This is a genomic window from Sphingobacterium lactis (assembly GCF_011046555.1).
Taxonomy (GTDB): domain Bacteria; phylum Bacteroidota; class Bacteroidia; order Sphingobacteriales; family Sphingobacteriaceae; genus Sphingobacterium; species Sphingobacterium lactis.
The window spans coordinates 3,428,546-3,444,877 of record NZ_CP049246.1 but is presented as its reverse complement, the minus strand read 5'-3'; the positions used below and the strand labels follow the sequence as shown (position 1 = coordinate 3,444,877).

The 16,332-nt window shown below is 44.3% G+C and carries 15 protein-coding genes; 7 read left to right on the top strand and 8 right to left on the bottom strand.

All coding sequences use genetic code 11. From position 1 onward, the window contains the following. Nucleotides 1-215: 215 nt before the first annotated feature. Together fdhA and G6N79_RS15040 are read right to left on the bottom strand one after the other, a co-directional pair. Nucleotides 216-1,409 carry a formaldehyde dehydrogenase, glutathione-independent gene (gene fdhA / locus G6N79_RS15045; RefSeq protein WP_103906025.1) on the bottom strand — a complete coding sequence of 398 codons (1,194 nt, stop codon included), beginning with the start codon at nt 1,407-1,409 and terminating at the stop codon, nt 216-218. Between the two features lie 38 nt (nt 1,410-1,447). After that, on the bottom strand, nt 1,448-1,849 hold the full coding sequence (locus G6N79_RS15040) for a GlcG/HbpS family heme-binding protein (protein ID WP_103906181.1): 402 nt from the start codon (nt 1,847-1,849) through the stop codon (nt 1,448-1,450). Between the two features lie 137 nt (nt 1,850-1,986). Here G6N79_RS15040 and G6N79_RS15035 point away from each other — a divergent pair, with 137 nt between their 5' ends. Next, complete coding sequence (locus tag G6N79_RS15035; protein ID WP_103906024.1) at nt 1,987-2,886, top strand: helix-turn-helix domain-containing protein; 900 nt, start codon at nt 1,987-1,989, stop codon at nt 2,884-2,886. A 63-nt stretch (nt 2,887-2,949) separates the two neighbouring features. Here the strand turns inward: G6N79_RS15035 and G6N79_RS15030 are convergent, their stop codons facing one another. Further along, nucleotides 2,950-3,831, bottom strand: a complete 882-nt coding sequence (locus G6N79_RS15030) for a mechanosensitive ion channel family protein (RefSeq protein WP_103906023.1) — start codon at nt 3,829-3,831, stop codon at nt 2,950-2,952. Nucleotides 3,832-4,127: 296 nt separating this feature from the next. On the opposite strand from G6N79_RS15030, the gene G6N79_RS15025 reads away from it, so the two are divergent. Both G6N79_RS15025 and G6N79_RS15020 read left to right on the top strand, forming a co-directional pair. Beyond that, nucleotides 4,128-4,874: an NYN domain-containing protein gene (locus G6N79_RS15025; RefSeq protein ID WP_103906022.1), complete on the top strand. Its 747-nt coding sequence runs from the start codon at nt 4,128-4,130 to the stop codon at nt 4,872-4,874. Nucleotides 4,875-5,106: 232 nt separating this feature from the next. Then, on the top strand, nt 5,107-6,429 hold the full coding sequence (locus tag G6N79_RS15020; RefSeq protein ID WP_103906021.1) for a MutS-related protein: 1,323 nt from the start codon (nt 5,107-5,109) through the stop codon (nt 6,427-6,429). 143 nt (nt 6,430-6,572) lie between these two features. Here G6N79_RS15020 and G6N79_RS15015 read toward each other — a convergent pair whose 3' ends face one another. Then, on the bottom strand, nt 6,573-6,890 hold the full coding sequence (locus tag G6N79_RS15015) for a GyrI-like domain-containing protein (protein ID WP_200818775.1): 318 nt from the start codon (nt 6,888-6,890) through the stop codon (nt 6,573-6,575). 12 nt (nt 6,891-6,902) lie between these two features. Next, nucleotides 6,903-7,034, bottom strand: coding sequence for a GyrI-like domain-containing protein (locus G6N79_RS17650; protein ID WP_234993183.1), 132 nt, complete (start codon nt 7,032-7,034; stop codon nt 6,903-6,905). A 207-nt stretch (nt 7,035-7,241) separates the two neighbouring features. Between G6N79_RS17650 and G6N79_RS15010 the strand changes: the two genes are divergently transcribed. From G6N79_RS15010 to G6N79_RS14995, 4 genes are read left to right on the top strand one after another with little or no spacing between them, the layout of a single operon-like run. Then, nucleotides 7,242-7,808, top strand: a complete 567-nt coding sequence (locus G6N79_RS15010) for an outer membrane beta-barrel protein (RefSeq protein WP_103906020.1) — start codon at nt 7,242-7,244, stop codon at nt 7,806-7,808. A 36-nt stretch (nt 7,809-7,844) separates the two neighbouring features. Next, the gene (locus G6N79_RS15005) at nt 7,845-8,654 is read left to right on the top strand and encodes a metallophosphoesterase family protein (RefSeq protein ID WP_103906019.1); all 810 of its coding nucleotides are present in this window, start codon (nt 7,845-7,847) and stop codon (nt 8,652-8,654) included. Next, nucleotides 8,635-9,306 carry a hypothetical protein gene (locus tag G6N79_RS15000; protein ID WP_103906018.1) on the top strand — a complete coding sequence of 224 codons (672 nt, stop codon included), beginning with the start codon at nt 8,635-8,637 and terminating at the stop codon, nt 9,304-9,306. The genes G6N79_RS15005 and G6N79_RS15000 overlap by 20 nt, the downstream gene beginning before the upstream one ends. Before the next feature lie 43 nt (nt 9,307-9,349). After that, nucleotides 9,350-9,856 (top strand): GNAT family N-acetyltransferase, encoded by a 507-nt coding sequence (locus G6N79_RS14995; protein ID WP_103906017.1) that lies wholly within the window; start codon nt 9,350-9,352, stop codon nt 9,854-9,856. Nucleotides 9,857-9,989: 133 nt separating this feature from the next. Here G6N79_RS14995 and G6N79_RS14990 read toward each other — a convergent pair whose 3' ends face one another. The 3 genes from G6N79_RS14990 to G6N79_RS14980 all read right to left on the bottom strand — a co-directional run bounded on the left by G6N79_RS14990 (nt 9,990) and on the right by G6N79_RS14980 (nt 16,294). Continuing rightward, nucleotides 9,990-11,498, bottom strand: coding sequence for a RagB/SusD family nutrient uptake outer membrane protein (locus G6N79_RS14990; RefSeq protein ID WP_103906016.1), 1,509 nt, complete (start codon nt 11,496-11,498; stop codon nt 9,990-9,992). A 20-nt stretch (nt 11,499-11,518) separates the two neighbouring features. Next, a complete protein-coding gene (locus tag G6N79_RS14985; RefSeq protein ID WP_103906015.1) occupies nt 11,519-15,007 on the bottom strand; it encodes a TonB-dependent receptor in 3,489 nt (1,162 codons plus the stop codon). Between the two features lie 63 nt (nt 15,008-15,070). After that, nucleotides 15,071-16,294 (bottom strand): FecR family protein, encoded by a 1,224-nt coding sequence (locus tag G6N79_RS14980; RefSeq protein ID WP_103906014.1) that lies wholly within the window; start codon nt 16,292-16,294, stop codon nt 15,071-15,073. Nucleotides 16,295-16,332: the final 38 nt, after the last annotated feature.

The following is a 16,332-nucleotide window of genomic DNA, read 5'->3' as shown; positions in this document are numbered from 1 at the left end:
TTCTCTTATATACTGATCATTTCCTTCTTTTTTATTTCAACGGTCTTTTTTTTATCCAGTTGGTAGGTTTTGATGTTTTTTAGGGCAATTAAGCCGATTACACCCATGAAAAGCCACATAAGTTGCTCGATTCATTGACGATATCAAAAAAATAGCGCTGCAATTAAGATTACCTTAACTACAGCGCTTCCCATAGGCGTGCAAATGGTCTAGATCTATGCCGAGATCATGCCATGCGGATCGATGACATACTTTCTAGCTGCACCTTTGTCAAAATCGGCATACCCTTGCGGAGCATCACTTAGGGTGATTACCTGGACATTTACGGCATCAGCAATTTTAATTTTATCGTATAATATGGCATTCATCAATTGCCTATGGTATTTCATAACTGGGCATTGTCCCGTATAGAAACAATGGGATTTTGCCCAGCCCAAACCAAATCTAATTTTCAGGTTTCCCTGCTTTGCGGCACCGTCACTTGCGCCGGGGTCTTCGGTAACATACAATCCCGGTATGCCGATGGCACCCCCTGCACGTGTAATATCCATAGCCTGATTGAGCACGACGGCAGGCTGTTCTTCCGAACTGCCACCATTGGCGTGCGCACGTGCCTCAAATCCGACACAATCCACGAAGCAGTCGACCTCTGGGACACCGATTAAGTCAGCAATCTGATCGGCGAGGGGTGTATCGGTATTGAGGTTAACCGTTTCACAGCCAAAACTTCGGGCTTGCTCAAGGCGTTCTTCATTCAGATCTCCCACAATGACCACAGCGGCACCCAGCAGGTGGCAGCTGGCTGCACAGGCCAAACCTACCGGACCGGCGCCAGCGACATAGACAATGGACCCGGGGCCAACACCCGCAGAAACTGCACCATGAAAACCTGTTGGAAAAATATCGGAGAGCATGGTCAAATCACGGATATAGGCCAGCGCCTGTTCGTTGTCCGGGAATTTAAGGAGATTGAAATCTGCATACGGAACCATCACATATTCTGCCTGGCCACCGACCCATCCGCCCATATCTACGTAGCCATAAGCTGCGCCAGGACGGGAGGGATTGACGTTCAAACAAATCCCGGTCTTTCCTTCCTTGCAATTGCGACAACGTCCGCAGGCAATATTGAATGGAACGGAGACAATGTCACCAACCTTGATGAATTCCACATCGCGACCCACTTCAATAACCTGCCCGGTTATCTCATGCCCAAGGACAAGACCCGCCGATGCTGTAGTCCGGCCACGGACCATGTGCTGGTCAGATCCGCAAATGTTGGTTGAAACAATCTTCAGGATTACCCCATGTTCGCATTTGCGGTCTCCCAATGCTAATTTCGGATAATCAATTTCCTGGACCTGAACCTCGCCGGGCCCCATATATACTACGCCATGATTTTGACACATAATCTTTTCATTTTGAGGTGTATACTGTGTTAATTTTTTTAGACTGCTGCGGCCCCTGCTGCGGCAACGGCATGGTCATCTTCCACCGTGCTGCCGGAAACACCGACCGCACCGATGATCTGCCCATTGCCATCCTTGATGACAACTCCGCCAGGAAAGGTAATAAGTCCGTTGTTGGAGTGCTCAATGTTGTACAGTGCCCCTCCAGGCTGGGATAGTTTGCCGATTTCTCCGGTATCCATGTTGAAATAACGTGCCGTGCGGGCTTTTTTCTGCGAAATATCGATCGAGCCCAACCAGGCATCATCCATCTTGTTGAAGGCTACTAAATTGGTGCCTGCATCGACTACGGCAATGTTCATTTTGACACCCAATTCTTCGGATTTCTTAATAGCGGCGTCCACAACTTTGCGCGCCTGTTCTAATGTGATGTTACTCATAATCATTGATTTTTAAGTTTTATTGTATATAAAGTTATCGTTAATGAAAACGAGGGGGTGTAAGTATAGTTTCATTAAGTATAACGATAGTTTCCTACATCAGAATTTGTATCTTAGGTCAAGGAAATCAATTGCCTATGAACCATTTAATAGATCTACTTTCCATTCAGACACCAGAACATCTCCGGACAGGTCATGAGTATCAAACACGATTTGATTGTGGCAGTTTTGAGGTGAATGTTTTTGAAACCTTCCAATCCTCCACCAAAGTACGCATTAGTTATGCCGGGCTATCGATCTCCAGTATGATCCGGGGATATAAAACGGTATTTAATAAGCAGGGAAATACATTTAAGTTCCTGCCTGGAACATCGCTGATCCTGCCGGAAGGGGAAACAATTTATGCGGATTTCCCAGAAGCGGACCCCAATAATCCGGTTCAATGTGCCACGATTTTGATCCCGAAAGAGTCCATGGAGCAGCAATTGGACTATCTGAACGAGCACTATCCAGAGCAGAGGAAATGGGCGTTGGATTATGACAACTTTCACTTCAATAACAATTCTGCTTTGGTGCGGGCATTCAACGAGTTGCTGCAGGTGGCTATTCAAGAAGAACCCAATATTCCTTTGGCAGACCTGCTGCTCAAGTCCTTTCTGATCAGGTTGATCGATGCGCAAATACAACATGTGCAGGAAAATAAAACGTTGCAAATGAACAGCCAGCTATTGGTCATTAAAAAGTATATCCGTGAAAATATTGGCCAGACATTGAATACCGAGGTGTTAATGCGGATCGGGAATTGCAGCAAGAGTACGCTGCACCGACTTTTTGAAACCTATTGCGGGAAAACCCCTGGTTCTTATATTCTCCAGGAACGTATGCTGAATGCGCGCAACCTCTTGTTGCGGGCCGATTCCAATGTTTCGGACGTGGCCTATAAAACTGGATTCAGCTCCCTCAGTTATTTTGTGAAGCAATTTAAGGCCTTCCATAACTGTACACCTGGGGACTTTGTGCGCAAGTTTGGTAAATAGAAATAGTGAAGCCCCAATCGGTATTGGGGCTTCGGTTAGAAAGGAGTAAAAATTAGTAATTTCTTATTGATGGTTCGCACCATGTTGTTGTTTGTTTATGATTACGGTATGCGGAATTGGTGCGGCAATACCGTTTTTATCGAAGGCATTCTTTACCAATTCCTGCACCTCGAAGTAAACATTCCAATAATTATCTTGGGTAGTGTAGGGTCTGATCGCTAGGGTGGTCATGCCATTTCCCACTTCCAGGACACTGACTTCCGGGCTAGGGGAGGTTAGGACATGTGGATTTTGCTGCATGGCTTCAATGGCGATCTGTCGCGCCTTTTCAATTGGTTGATCGAGGGCAACAGCCATCTTGAGATCAACACGAAGATTCCCGTGGGAATTGTAATTCATGATGACGCCTGTTGAAAGCGCACCATTCGGTAGGATTATGGTTTTATTTTCTGGGGAAAGAAGGGTCGTATTGAAGATGCCCACTTCGGTAACCAATCCGATTGATCCCTGCGCTTCGATCATATCGCCAACTTTAAAAGGCTTGAAGACCATTAACATGACGCCGCCCGCCAAATTCCCAAGGGATCCGTTCAATGCTGCACCAATCGCTAGACCAGCACCTGCTAGCAGTGCTGCAAAGCTTGTAATGTTCACCCCTAACATGCCGATTATGGCTAAGAACATCAAAACCGTAAGGCTGACCTTAATAATGGAAACCAGGAATTTCTGAAGGGAAACATCAAACTTTTTGTTGGCAAGCATGTTCATCACCAATTTACCTATACGGCCAATGATCCAAAGTCCGATAATATAAACCAGGATAGCGCCAATAATTTTTGGGGCATAGCTTAAAGCCATATCCTTGATCTTGGTCATCCAGATACTGCTCTGGTCGAACAGTTCCGCTGTGTTGGGTAAATCCGTGTTAATCTGTAGTAATTTCATAATTATTGTTTTAATTATCTAATAGGAAAAATAATGCCAATAATTAAGGTTTTGTAGCTGTGTTCTTACAAAATATTAATCTTATAGAAAATATAATATAAAAGCGGTAAGTAATGCTAGTGATTAATCAATTTTTCAGGGAAGTAAGATTGATTTTGATTGTATCTGCTTGCTGGTTATTTGGTTGAATGATGTTTGTATTGGAGAACATTATCAATTGAGATCAATCAATCCGCACCATGATTGTTGCTAGAAAAACTTATATTTACTTGAGAAGCTAAAAATAACCAAAGACTATGCAAGACCTTACGCTCGCTGTATTGATTGATGCCGACAATGTTCCTTTTAAGCATGTTAAGGAAATGTTGGAGGAAATTTCGAAAACCGGAACACCTACCGTAAAACGAATTTATGGAGATTGGACAAAACCAAATTTAGCGGGCTGGAAAACCGTTCTTTTGGAAAATGCCATTACACCCATTCAGCAATATAGCTACACGGTCGGTAAAAACAGTTCGGATTCCGCGATGATTATCGACGCCATGGATATCCTCTATTCTGAAAAGGTGTCGGGATTCTGTATTGTGTCTAGCGATAGCGATTTTACTCGTTTGGCAACCCGTATTCGGGAAGAGGGGAAGTTGGTTATCGGTATTGGTGAAAAGAAAACGCCTAAACCCTTTATTGCTGCCTGCAACAAGTTCATCTATCTGGAAATTCTGGATTCGGATAGTGAGGAGCCTGAAACAAAAGATGTGAATGTACCTGTCGTCCGCAAGAAAGATAAAGCCATCGATAAGGTAGACCGTAAAACCGTAAACTTTATCGTCAATAGCGTGGATGATTTAGCAGACGATAGCGGATGGACCTTTTTGGGTTCGCTAGGGAGCTTGCTCAATAAAAAGAAACCAGACTTCGACCCGCGTAACTATGGTTTCAATAAATTATACGAATTGATAAAATACATCAATCGTTTTGAAATCGATGAGCGTGATTCTGGCGGATTCAAGCAGGCTAAACACATTTACCTTCGGAAGAAATAATTGGCAAATTCTTGGTCAATAAACGAATTCGACAAGGTGTCGGTTCGTTATGCTTAAAAGTTAAGGTTATTTTGTGCAATTCATTTAAAAAATTCATCATAGTGTAATAAAAGCGGTTCTACAGCATCGAATTTCAAAAGAGAATCAATTTTTCATGCATTGGAAAGTGTATATTTAATATATACTGTGCGATTGATAACCTTATTTACCCATTTTTAGCAGAAACTATACTATGGCAGAAAAGTTTTTAATAGACGATCAGACCCTTCGCGATATTCAACTTCGCGACCTTCGGAACTTCTCCGTGTTCAATTATTTTGATCGGACGGTGACCGACGGTGGGCAGGAACTATTGAGGGAACTTTTCTACAGCCCTAGTTTGGATGTGAAGGAAGTCCGGGCTAGACAGCTGAACATCCGTCGGCTGGAACCGGTTGCCAATGAACCATTTGAATTCTACAGGGTAATCTTAACGGATATTGAGAAATACATTAAATCCATGTATACAGGAATTAAGTCTTCCGTGGGTTTAATGGATATTTTCGGTGTAAAGTCTCCATTCTTCTATTATAAGAAAAGGTCCATTATGGAGATTTCCGATTTTCTGATCAAGTCTCAGGAGTTCTATAAGAAGGTAAATGCGGTGCAGCATTATGAGGATATCGCCGAAATGATCGACAGTATTGAGGAATGCCTCTCCGCGATCTTCAAGAATAAGAAATACGATACGGAAAAACTGAAGCTGAATATTTTCAATATTGAGAAATATGATGGCTTGTTGCGGCGGGATCTCGTAACAAAGATCCGACGGGCGATTGAATTCTTTTATGAAATCGATGCCTATTTTTCTGTTGCTCGGGTCAGTGCCGCAAAGGGATTCTGCTATCCGGAGGTGTTCGAGAAGAATGAAACCCGGGCCATCCATATGGAAGGGGTGTATCATATTTTCCTCCGTGAACCCGTAGCAAATGATATCCACCTCCATCAGGAAAAGAAAATCTGGTTTTTGACCGGAGCGAATATGGCGGGTAAGTCATCGATCATCAAATCGATTTCTACGGCAGTGTATCTGACACAGATCGGTTTTCCCGTTCCGGCTACTTCCGTGAAGATGGATCTCTTGGATGGACTGTTCACCAGTATCAATCTGCAGGACAACCTGGAGTTGGGGTACAGCCATTTCTACGTGGAAGCGATGCGTTTGAAGACCATTGTAGACCATCTAGGGCCTGATTCCAACGCCTTGATCATCCTTGATGAGCTTTTTAAGGGAACCAACCATAGCGACGCTTCACATGCCATTTTGAAGGTAGTAGAAAACTTGGCTGAGGCCGACGGACCTTATGTGATCATCTCTTCACACATTACCGAATTGTCGGAGGAACTGAAGCACTTTCCTTTAGTGGATTTCTTTAAGATGAATATTGCAAATGACGAAGATGGGCATCCCATCTTTACCTACAAGATCATACATGGGATTGCTCAGGAAAAATTGGGCATGTGGCTATTAAAAAAGAGCGGTGCCTTTGAAGCTATTGATAAATTGAAAAAGTAAGCCTATCAGCATGCAGCCGCCAATTATCAGTGGAAATTTGAACATAATTCGACGATAAGATTTTCCATATTGCTCCTAAAAAACATCAAGAATTAATCTTGGTCATTCTCAAGGAGCAATTCGGATATCATGACCAAGTTTTGTTACTCCTCTACAGACAGGAACGTCTCAACCTCAGCTTCTTCGCCATGGAAATATTTCTCCCCATGTACCGTAAAATCAGCTTTATAGGTTCGCTTTATTGTGGTGTCCTGCCAAATTTCCATCCATGTCTTTCCTATGGCCTCTGGCATCTTTCCTTTGGAAATGATCTTTTTGTAGGTTGTCCGAGGAATGGTTACCCCCACAAATCCTTCCGGTATCTCATCCAATTGGGCGACAGCCGATCCGATGATGGTGGTATAATAACCTGTATGGTCGGATTCATAATCTGTATAAACGGCATAAAAATCAGAACTCATTTGATTCGGGATCTATTCTTGAATTTTCTCGGTCCAAAATTTAACCCAGAGTGCCTCGATGTCCTTAGCCGATTGGCCATTCACGTTAGTTGTACGTGTGGAGATTCCGATTACATGGAATGATTCAATGATTTGGTGTTTCATAATTATTTTTTTTTCGAATCTAGCCTTTGCTGGTGACATCTATTTGTCAGCAGATTTTCCGCTTGAACGATTCTGGACAACTAATTGTTTGTTTCGGTTAAATGTGTCATAATAATGTTGACTTATTTTTCTCATTGGTCAATAAGTAAAATAAAATAATACCTTTAGGCCGTATATAGATTATTTAACAGCGTAGTACCCCATTTTATGTGCCGAATTGTATTGCTTATTGTAAGTGTTCTTTTTCTTTCTGTCCGACATGCTGATGCACAAATTGGCGCAGGTCTTCTCCTCGGAGGTAACCTTTCGAAAGGGGATGGTCCGTATTATCGCTCACAGCATAAGTTGGGTTTGCAGGTTGGCGGCTATCTTAATTTTCCGATCACGAACCGGCTGAGCATCCAACCGGAACCACAATTCAGCATTGCTCGCGTCCATACGTTAGATGCGGGAGCGGATATTGGGAACAGTATCGAGCATGGCAATAAAAGCTTGCAATATTTCAGTGTGCCTGTCCTCTTGAAGTTTGAGCTCATACCCCAATTGTCGGTATTTGCTGGAGCAGAATACAACAAATTGCTGAATGGAAATAGCTATACGATGAGAAATAGAGGCGATGCATTCCGCGATGGCAGTAAAATAGGGTACACCCTAGGCTTTGAAATTAGCCGATTTTATTTCAGGTATCGCCATATCGGAGATATCGACCACTTGTCTTCCCACCATTCTGACCTCCAACAGTACCAACTTGGTGTCAAATGGAGACTTTTTTAACATAAATTTTCGAGGAAAAATAATTGAATTTGAGCTATGAGTAATGTGCCGAAGGCCGTAATTGGATTGATGTGCCTGCTTGTTTTGCAGGCCTGCGATATGTTCGATATCCATCCCTATGATGGGGATATTAAAGGAGCAAAACAGATCAATAACCGTAATATTGCACGCATAGAGCGGCAATCGGCAAAAAAGGATACCATCCGTTATGCTTTTATCAGTGATTCCCAGCGTTGGCATGATGAGTTGGAAGATTTTGTGAAATCCACCAATAAACGTAATGATCTGGATTTTGTGATTCATGGTGGGGATCTCACCGATTTTGGCATCACCAAGGAATTTATCTGGCAACGTGATATTCTGGAGAAACTGAAAATTCCCTATGTCGCTTTGATCGGTAACCATGATGGATTGGGTAATGGGGAAGAAATCTTTTCCAATGTCTTCGGAGCACTGAACTTCAGTTTCATCGCAGGGAAGACCAAATTCATCTGCATGAATACCAATGCGCTGGAAGCTAACTATTCGGTGCCGATTCCTGATTTTGCTTTTCTGCGGGATGAGGAAACCAAGCGAGTCGGGGAATACGATAAAACAGTTGTTGTGATGCATGCCAAGCCGACGTCAGAGCAGTTCAATAACAATGTTAAGGATGTGTTCCATTACAGCATTACGCGGTTTCCCAATTTACTTTATGCCAATCATGGACATGACCACCGGTATGAAGTGCTCGACCTGTTTGATGATGGCATTCGCTATTACGGCACGCCCAATATCGGGAAGCGCCAATTTCTAATTTTTACCATTACCCCGAATTCATATACCCATGAACTTGTTTCATTTTAATGCCTTGCCGGTTTTCCTGCTGTTTTTGGGGTTGGCATTGCCCTATTCTGCGAAATCCCATGTTGCCGATACGACAATTGCGGTCAATGGAGTTCCCAAAAAGGAAAAGAGCCTGAAGCAATCCGGTCTATCGTTTATACCCTCCAACTATATGGTCCAACATGCCGGTAGTATTGGGGTCGTGGCATTAGGTATTGGATGGGATTATGGTCGTAAGGACCAATGGTCAACGGACTTTTTGGTGGGGTTTGTGCCAAAATATGATACTGACCGTATAAAAACAACATTGACGCTACGCCAAACCTATACGCCTTTCCAGGTGAAAGTAAATGAGCAAATCGATTACCATCCCTTGCGGACCGGTCTATATGTCAGCACCACCGTGGGGAAGCAATTCTGGTTCAGCGCACCGGATAAATACCCTTCGGATTATTATACCTTTTCTACAAAACTACGGTTCAATGCATTTGTCGGTCAGGATTTCACATACTCCTTTCCATCAGGAACTTCTTATTTTGAAGGAGTCAAATTCTACTACGACCTGCATACCAATGATCTTTATCTAATCAGTCGCATTCAGAACAGATACTTGAGTCTACGGGATTATTTAGGACTTTCGTTGGGTGTAAAGTTGCAAATTCGTAGAAAATAAGGCTGTCAATTCCTAAATTAGCCCCCATTAATGCTACCGGAAAATGGAAAAGGAATTCTTGCAGTTTAGGGACGCCACTGAGGCCGACCTACCGACGATCGTTGCGATTTATAACAGTACGGTTTCATCACGAATGGTGACTGCGGATACAGCACCAGTAACGGTGGAAAGTCGAATGAATTGGTTCAGGGAGCATAGCGCCGATCGGCGGCCATTGTGGATCGTAGAACAGGATGGGCATACCCTCGGTTGGGTCAGCTTTCAATCGTTCTATGGTCGACCAGCGTATGATGCGACCGTTGAGGTCAGCATTTACTTAAATCCTGAACAAAGGGGCAGGGGACTTGGCAAGGCTGTGTTGGCCCATGCCTTAGCGAGCGCACCGACTTTTGGAGTCAAAACCATGTTGGGTTTTATCTTTGCCCACAACGAACCCAGCATTCGCCTTTTTCAGGGCTTTGGATTTGAAGAATGGGCAAACCTTCCCAATATTGCTGAAATGGATGGACAGGAGTATGGCCTAAAGATTTTGGGCAAGCGGTTGGTTTAGTACTTCACGAATAAATTCCAATCATACTTCTTGGTAATAGGAATGCTGTGGTCCTAAAAAAAGAAAATCCCTGAAAGAGTACAGGGATTTCTCAAGTAGTACGAATACTTCTTTGGTTGCTAAATTGATACTGTTAATTATATCCAGGGTTTTGTTTGATAACCCCATTGGATTGGTTTACAGCTGCCCGTGGAAGTGGGTATAGTACCACATGATCTCCAGGCGTGTAACCATCATCTTTTGCACGTTGTACGTATTGTCCCCAACGAATAAGATCGTCTCGACGAACACCTTCTGCCCAAAGTTCAAATAAGCGTTCATCTTGCACGGCCTTCCGGAAGGTATCCTTGGTCAACCCAGCGTGAGGTGCCAATTTCCCATGCACGGTACGCACTTCGTTGAGCAGGGCATAAGCTTCCGCTGTCGGTCCATTCACTTCATTTAAAGCTTCTGCATGCAATAGTGCCACATCCGCATAACGGAAGACCACCATGTTGATGGAAGTTGACGTGGAAGATACTTTTGCTGGATCTGGACCATATTTATCCATCACCGCACCGATGTCACCACCGGCTCTAGCATCGCGGTAAACAATTTTTCCGTCCTTCATGGTCGGGTATTTCTGCAACAGCAGTTTCAACCTATAATCAGCTTGGTCAAACTTATCGTACGTTTTCCAAGGCATACGGTATCCGCCCCATGGCGCATCACCACCTCCCACAGTAACATCGTAATAGTCTGTTGGCAGGTAATGCGGACGGTAGCCATTTGCTGTAGTCGAGGATGTCGCATTGGCAACAACAGGAAGGATAATCTCATTGTTTCCTCCCTTAGCATTGATGTTGAAGTTATCCTCATATTTTGGTGTCAGGCTGAAGCCAATAGCCTTGATTTGTTTTCCCATTTCAATGGCATCTGCCCACCGCTTCTCCTGCATGTACAATTTCATCAGTGCCGTCAGTGCTGCTGCTTTGGAAAAACGACCCAGGTCCTTACCCGTGAACTTGTCCGGTAATACCGCGATAGCCTCTTTGAAATCCTTCTCGATATAACCAATCATCGCTTCCTTGGTCGGTCTAGGCTGAGCTGCCGATTCTGGTGTGTTCAAAATCGCAGGATCCAGGACCACAGGCACCGGTCCGTAATAGAGGTACATGATCTGCATGAAGAATCCACGCAATGCTTTGAGCTCGGCAACGGACTGTTTCTTTTTATCTTCGTTCATGTCAATGGCCTCGATCTGTGGGATCAAGCCCGTAATGCGCGAAACATAACGCATAAGGTCTGAATAATGCTGTGTCAACGAGGTGAAATCTGGATCGAAATTCAACATGTTGAGTTTTTTCCATCGACCAGCATCATCCCAGTTACAGATTGCCTCATCCGTTGTTTGGCTGGCCTGTGTGGTTATGGACTGCTGTGCTGCTCCATAGCCGCTCCAGCTGCTTCCCTGCATAATGCCCGAATACATGGCGTTTAGTGCCGCAACGGCATCGCTTTCCGTTTTCGGGAAATTCTCAGGATTTAATTCCTGTTGGTTCACATAGGTTAAGTTCTTTTCACAGGATGTGAAAACCGGCGATAGCGCTAGTAGCAATACACCGTATTTCATCCAGCTTTTTACTATATATTTTCTTTTCATTGTAATCTACTCTTCTACGGTTAAAAACTAAGGTTAATACCCATTACATAGCTTGATGTTAGCGGGTAGTAATTATTCTGGTTCAACTCAGGATCCAATCCCGGATAATTTGTAATGGTCCATGGATTCTGTACATCGAATGATAAACGCGCGCCCTTGATGACCTTCTGCCCCTGTAGCCATGTTGCAGGGACCTGATAGCCCAAGGTTACATTTCTCAATCTCAAGAAGCTGGCATTCAACATCCAATAGTCTGAGTTGTTCTGGAAGTTTGCATACCTTGGATCCGACAAGCCTGTTGGGAAATTGGCTTCCGTATTATCGTATGACCATCTATCCAAACTGATAGGCATGGTATTCCAGTCGAAACTGCCCATGCTCGCTGCTAAGGTGGCAATACGGAACAATTGATTCGGACCGTATGGACTCCAAGCTTTCATTACTGCACCGGAGAAGAATATATTCAGGTCGAAGTTTTTGTAGGTAAATGTGTTTCCAAAACCAAAATTGAATTTCGGATCCAGATTTGCCAGTAAAGTCTGATCGGCCGAACTGATCAATCCATCCGGACCAGCTAAATTACCTTGGCTATCGTAACTGCCTCTGTCTTCGAGAATCAAACTACCCGGTAATAAATTAGGCATGTGTGCCGGTACATTGCCATCACCTCTATAGATCCCATTGGAAATATAGCCATATGCACCTCTGTGAAGTGCATCCTTACCTGTTGCTGGTATATAGCGTGCAAGCGTGGCTAGTGTCTGAGGAGCACGCTCGGTCCAGTAACTTAAATAATGCGAAAAATTAATGTTCGTCGACCATGTAAACCCGTTGTTTCCGGAATTGTCCACGATGTTTCTGGTTTGAATGGCGATATCAAAACCATCGGTACGTGTTTTACCCGCATTCACGGTCTGTTCCTTCACCTGATAAGGTTCCGGCGTTACGACATTGAAGAGGAGTCCATCGATTGTTTTGGTATATACATCTACGGAACCCGTTAGTCGGTCATTGAAAAAACCGAAGTCTAAACCGGCATTGATTTCCCTCGCTGTTTCCCAACTTAGGTTCGGGTTTGCCAAACGGTTTATTCCGAAGCCGGTTGCGGGAGTGGTACCATCACCGAAAAGATAATCGTAGTAAATTCCGGTGGTGCTTGTTGAATATGCACCCTGAGCAGCACTTGCGATATCGCTGTTTCCTGTTTCTCCGTAAGATAGGCGTAGTTTCAAGAAACTAACCGGTCCTTCGGCATCTTTGATAAAACCTTCTTCCGAGATCACCCAGTTGAAAGCTACCCCTGGGAAATATCCCCATTTTTTGTTTTCCGCAAAATTCGAAGCACCATCACGGCGTAAGGATGCCTGTAGTGTATATCTATCCTTGTAGGTATAGATACCGCGAAGGAAATACGATGCAATTGTTTTTTCCGAAGATCCCGATCCAACGGATGGTTTTGGACTTTGACCGGCACCTAGGTTATAGAACAAGAATGCATCGGTAGGGAAATTTTGGTTTCCTGCGCTGAGTGCATTCGTTTTAAATTGATTATACGAGTAACCCAATACACCATTGATGGAATGGTCCGTGCCGAAGCGTTTGTTGTAGGCCAATGTGTATTCCAATAATTTTATACCTGCCTCATTTTTGGAAATATGAGCGAATCCGTTCGTTCTTTCCCCAAGAAGGTAAGTTCTCGGTAGGTATAGATTCCGGCCGCTGGTGGAACGGTCATAACTGTACATCCCTTTGGCTGTAAGGCCATCGATGATTTCCCAAGATAAGTACGCATTCGTCAATAATCGGAAGCTGTTCAGGTCATTGGTTACATCCTGGTAGGAAAGGGGACTCGGAATATTCGGGTATTGCGGATTTATTGGATAGGTACCGTCAGGATTTCGCAATGGCAAATTTGCTGGATGGTACAACGCAGACGTCAAGATCCCGCCCAGCTCATTGGAACCACCTGTTCCGGTGGTGTTGATCTTACCATCGGAAAGGGTTGCACTGATTCCGGTCTTGATTTTATCGGTAATGTTCTGATCAAAATTAGCTCTGAAGTTGTAGCGCTTCATACCGGATGCCAAGAGCACCCCTTTTTGATCGTAATAATTTCCGGAGACAAAGTATCTTGTTTTATCACTACCGCCCGATAGGGAGATGTTGTGCTGGGTAGTATAGCCATCGCGGTGAACTGCTTCCATCGCATTCGGCATCATTGGGGTGTTGGCAATCTGATCGGCGGTATAGCGCGGTTTAAATGGCGTTACTGTGGAAGCATCGACATTGCCGTAGAATGGACCAATCTTATTGTTCTGCATCCAACGTTCCAGACCTATTTTGTTAACCTGTTCCATGTACGTTCTGGTATCCAGGACTTCGTACATTTTATCGGCTTTTTGGAATCCATAAGTTCCCGTATATTCGATTTTAGGAGCACCCGCTTTACCGCGTTTTGTGGTGATCAGTACCACACCGGCACCGGCACGCGCACCATAAATGGAAGCGGAAGCAGCATCTTTCAATAGCTCAATGGACTCAATGTCATTGGAGTTGATGAAGTTTAAAGGACTGACATCTTGGTTCCCTTGGGTGGAAACCGGTGTGCCCGGAACGGTTGCACCACCGTTGATTGGAACGCCATCGACTACGTAAAGAACACCAGCACTGGCGTTCGACGGGTTATTCCGGATTTTAACTGTTGCACTTGCACCGGGTTGACCTGTAGGCTGCATCACCTGCACACCGGCAGCTTTACCTTGAAGACCTTGTGCAAAGTTTGACGTCGTAGAAACAGCAGCTAGGTCGGAACCTTTTACCGTTGATACGGCACCAGATACGTTCTTCCGGTTTACGGCGCCATACCCGATCACAACCAGTTCCTCCATGGATTCTGAAGATTCCGAAAGGACAATGTTCTGGAGGGCAGCCCCTGCGCCTGCAGAAACCTCCACGGTCTCAAATCCGATCGATGAAATCGTCAGCATGTCCGTAGGCGTCGCGTCAATAGAGAATTGGCCATTCACATCCGTCGAGGTTGCCTTGTTCGTTCCTTTTACGGTTACCGTAGCACCAGATAGGGTTTTGCCCGTAGCGTCTTTCACCGTTCCAGTAACGGTCTGCTGTGCCCGCGCATTTCTCTTGATGGAAATGGTTTTCCCTTTAATGGTGTAGTTAAAGGCCGTTTGAGCAAACAGATCGTTCAAGGTTTCCGTAACAGATTTATTGTCCATGTCTACCTGCTTAACAAAGACATCTTTGATCTCCGCTGATTTGTAGAAAAATACATAGCCTGTCTTTTTCTCAATGGTCTTCAGCATTTTATCCAATTCAATGGATTGTGGAGCATGTACGGTTGTCTGCGTGTGGACATCGGCGTAGGTCTCCTGAATAGATACACCTGCAATGATAAAAGAGCATTGAAGGGCAACGAGGAGATTAGACTTGCGTTTCCAAAAGTCATGGGACCTACCATTGGAAGCACATTTTCTGAAGGATAATTTGGTCATTTTAGTTATTATGATTTATAATTCAATTTTTAGTAATTCGCTATGTTTTGGTTTTATGGTTCATTAATCGGCATAGATTCTAATCCGGTTTTTGTTGATTACCTTGTAGCGGATGTTCGTTCCGGCCAGTATTTCCATAACTTGGTTTAGGGTCAAGTCTTTTCCTATTTTTCCAGAATATTTTTCTGCTGGGAGTTTACCGGCGTAGTCCACCTCAAAGTTGTACCAACGCCCTAATTCCGTCATCACGGTTTTTATATCAGCTTCGTTAAACTGAAAATAATTGTCTTTCCAGGCGAGGGAATTGGAGGCCGAAGAATTTGTGAAGTGGCGAATGCTGCCATCTGAGGTTGCCACGGCTACATCGCCAGGAGCAAGCATCCTGGTATTGTGCTGATTGATAATCTGCACTTTTCCTTCAATCAGTGTTGTGGTAATTTCTTGGTTTTCAGGATAGTTGTTGATGTTGAATTTCGTTCCCAAGACCTCCACAGAGGAATCCATGTTTTTAAATTTCACACGGAAGGGTCGATCTGCTTGGTGGGCGACCTCAAAGTAGGCTTCGCCGGAAAGATAAACCTCCCTTTTTTCGGAGTCAAATTGAATAGGGAACCGCAGTTTACTGCCTGCATTCAACCAAATACGGCTGCCATCGCTCAGGTTAACCCTAAACCGGCGACCTTTGGGAGTTTCGATTTCCTGGTAGATTAGGCTTGCTGTTGGTTTGTCCTGGATGAGAGCATAGGTCGCATTGGTGCGTTCGACCTCAATGGCAATATTATCGTAGGATCTCAGCGTTGTTTTTCCTTCCGGGAGATTGCTGAGGTCGATGGTTTTTCCATTTTCAAAACTCAGGATACCGCCGTCCTGCCCAGGGAGCAAATCAGTAACAACTGTATCCACAGCTGCGGTGGATAAGGTTTCATTGGGATTTTTGGGATAGAATAGCACGGCAAGAAACCCTACCAATACAAGTATGGCGGCGATGGAAAACCACATGCTGCGGGTTAACTTGCTCATTCGCTGCAATCGTATTGGTTGATCAGAGGAGCGGGGTTGTTCTTGCACATCGACCTGTAAAATTTCAGAAATGCGCTGTTGAAGGTGTGCTTCATCGACTTCACCGACGTCATGGTTTATCTCTTCCTTCATGAGGCGGATGAAAGCCGCATCAAGAATCTTCGGGTCTTCAGTATGGAATAGCGCTTCCAGTTCTATCCATTCTTGATCGGATAAACTTTGGGTATAATATTGCTTAATTAAGTAATACGCTCGGTTTTCGTACATGGTTTACAATCAATGAAAGCACTGGTTAGTGTGCCCTC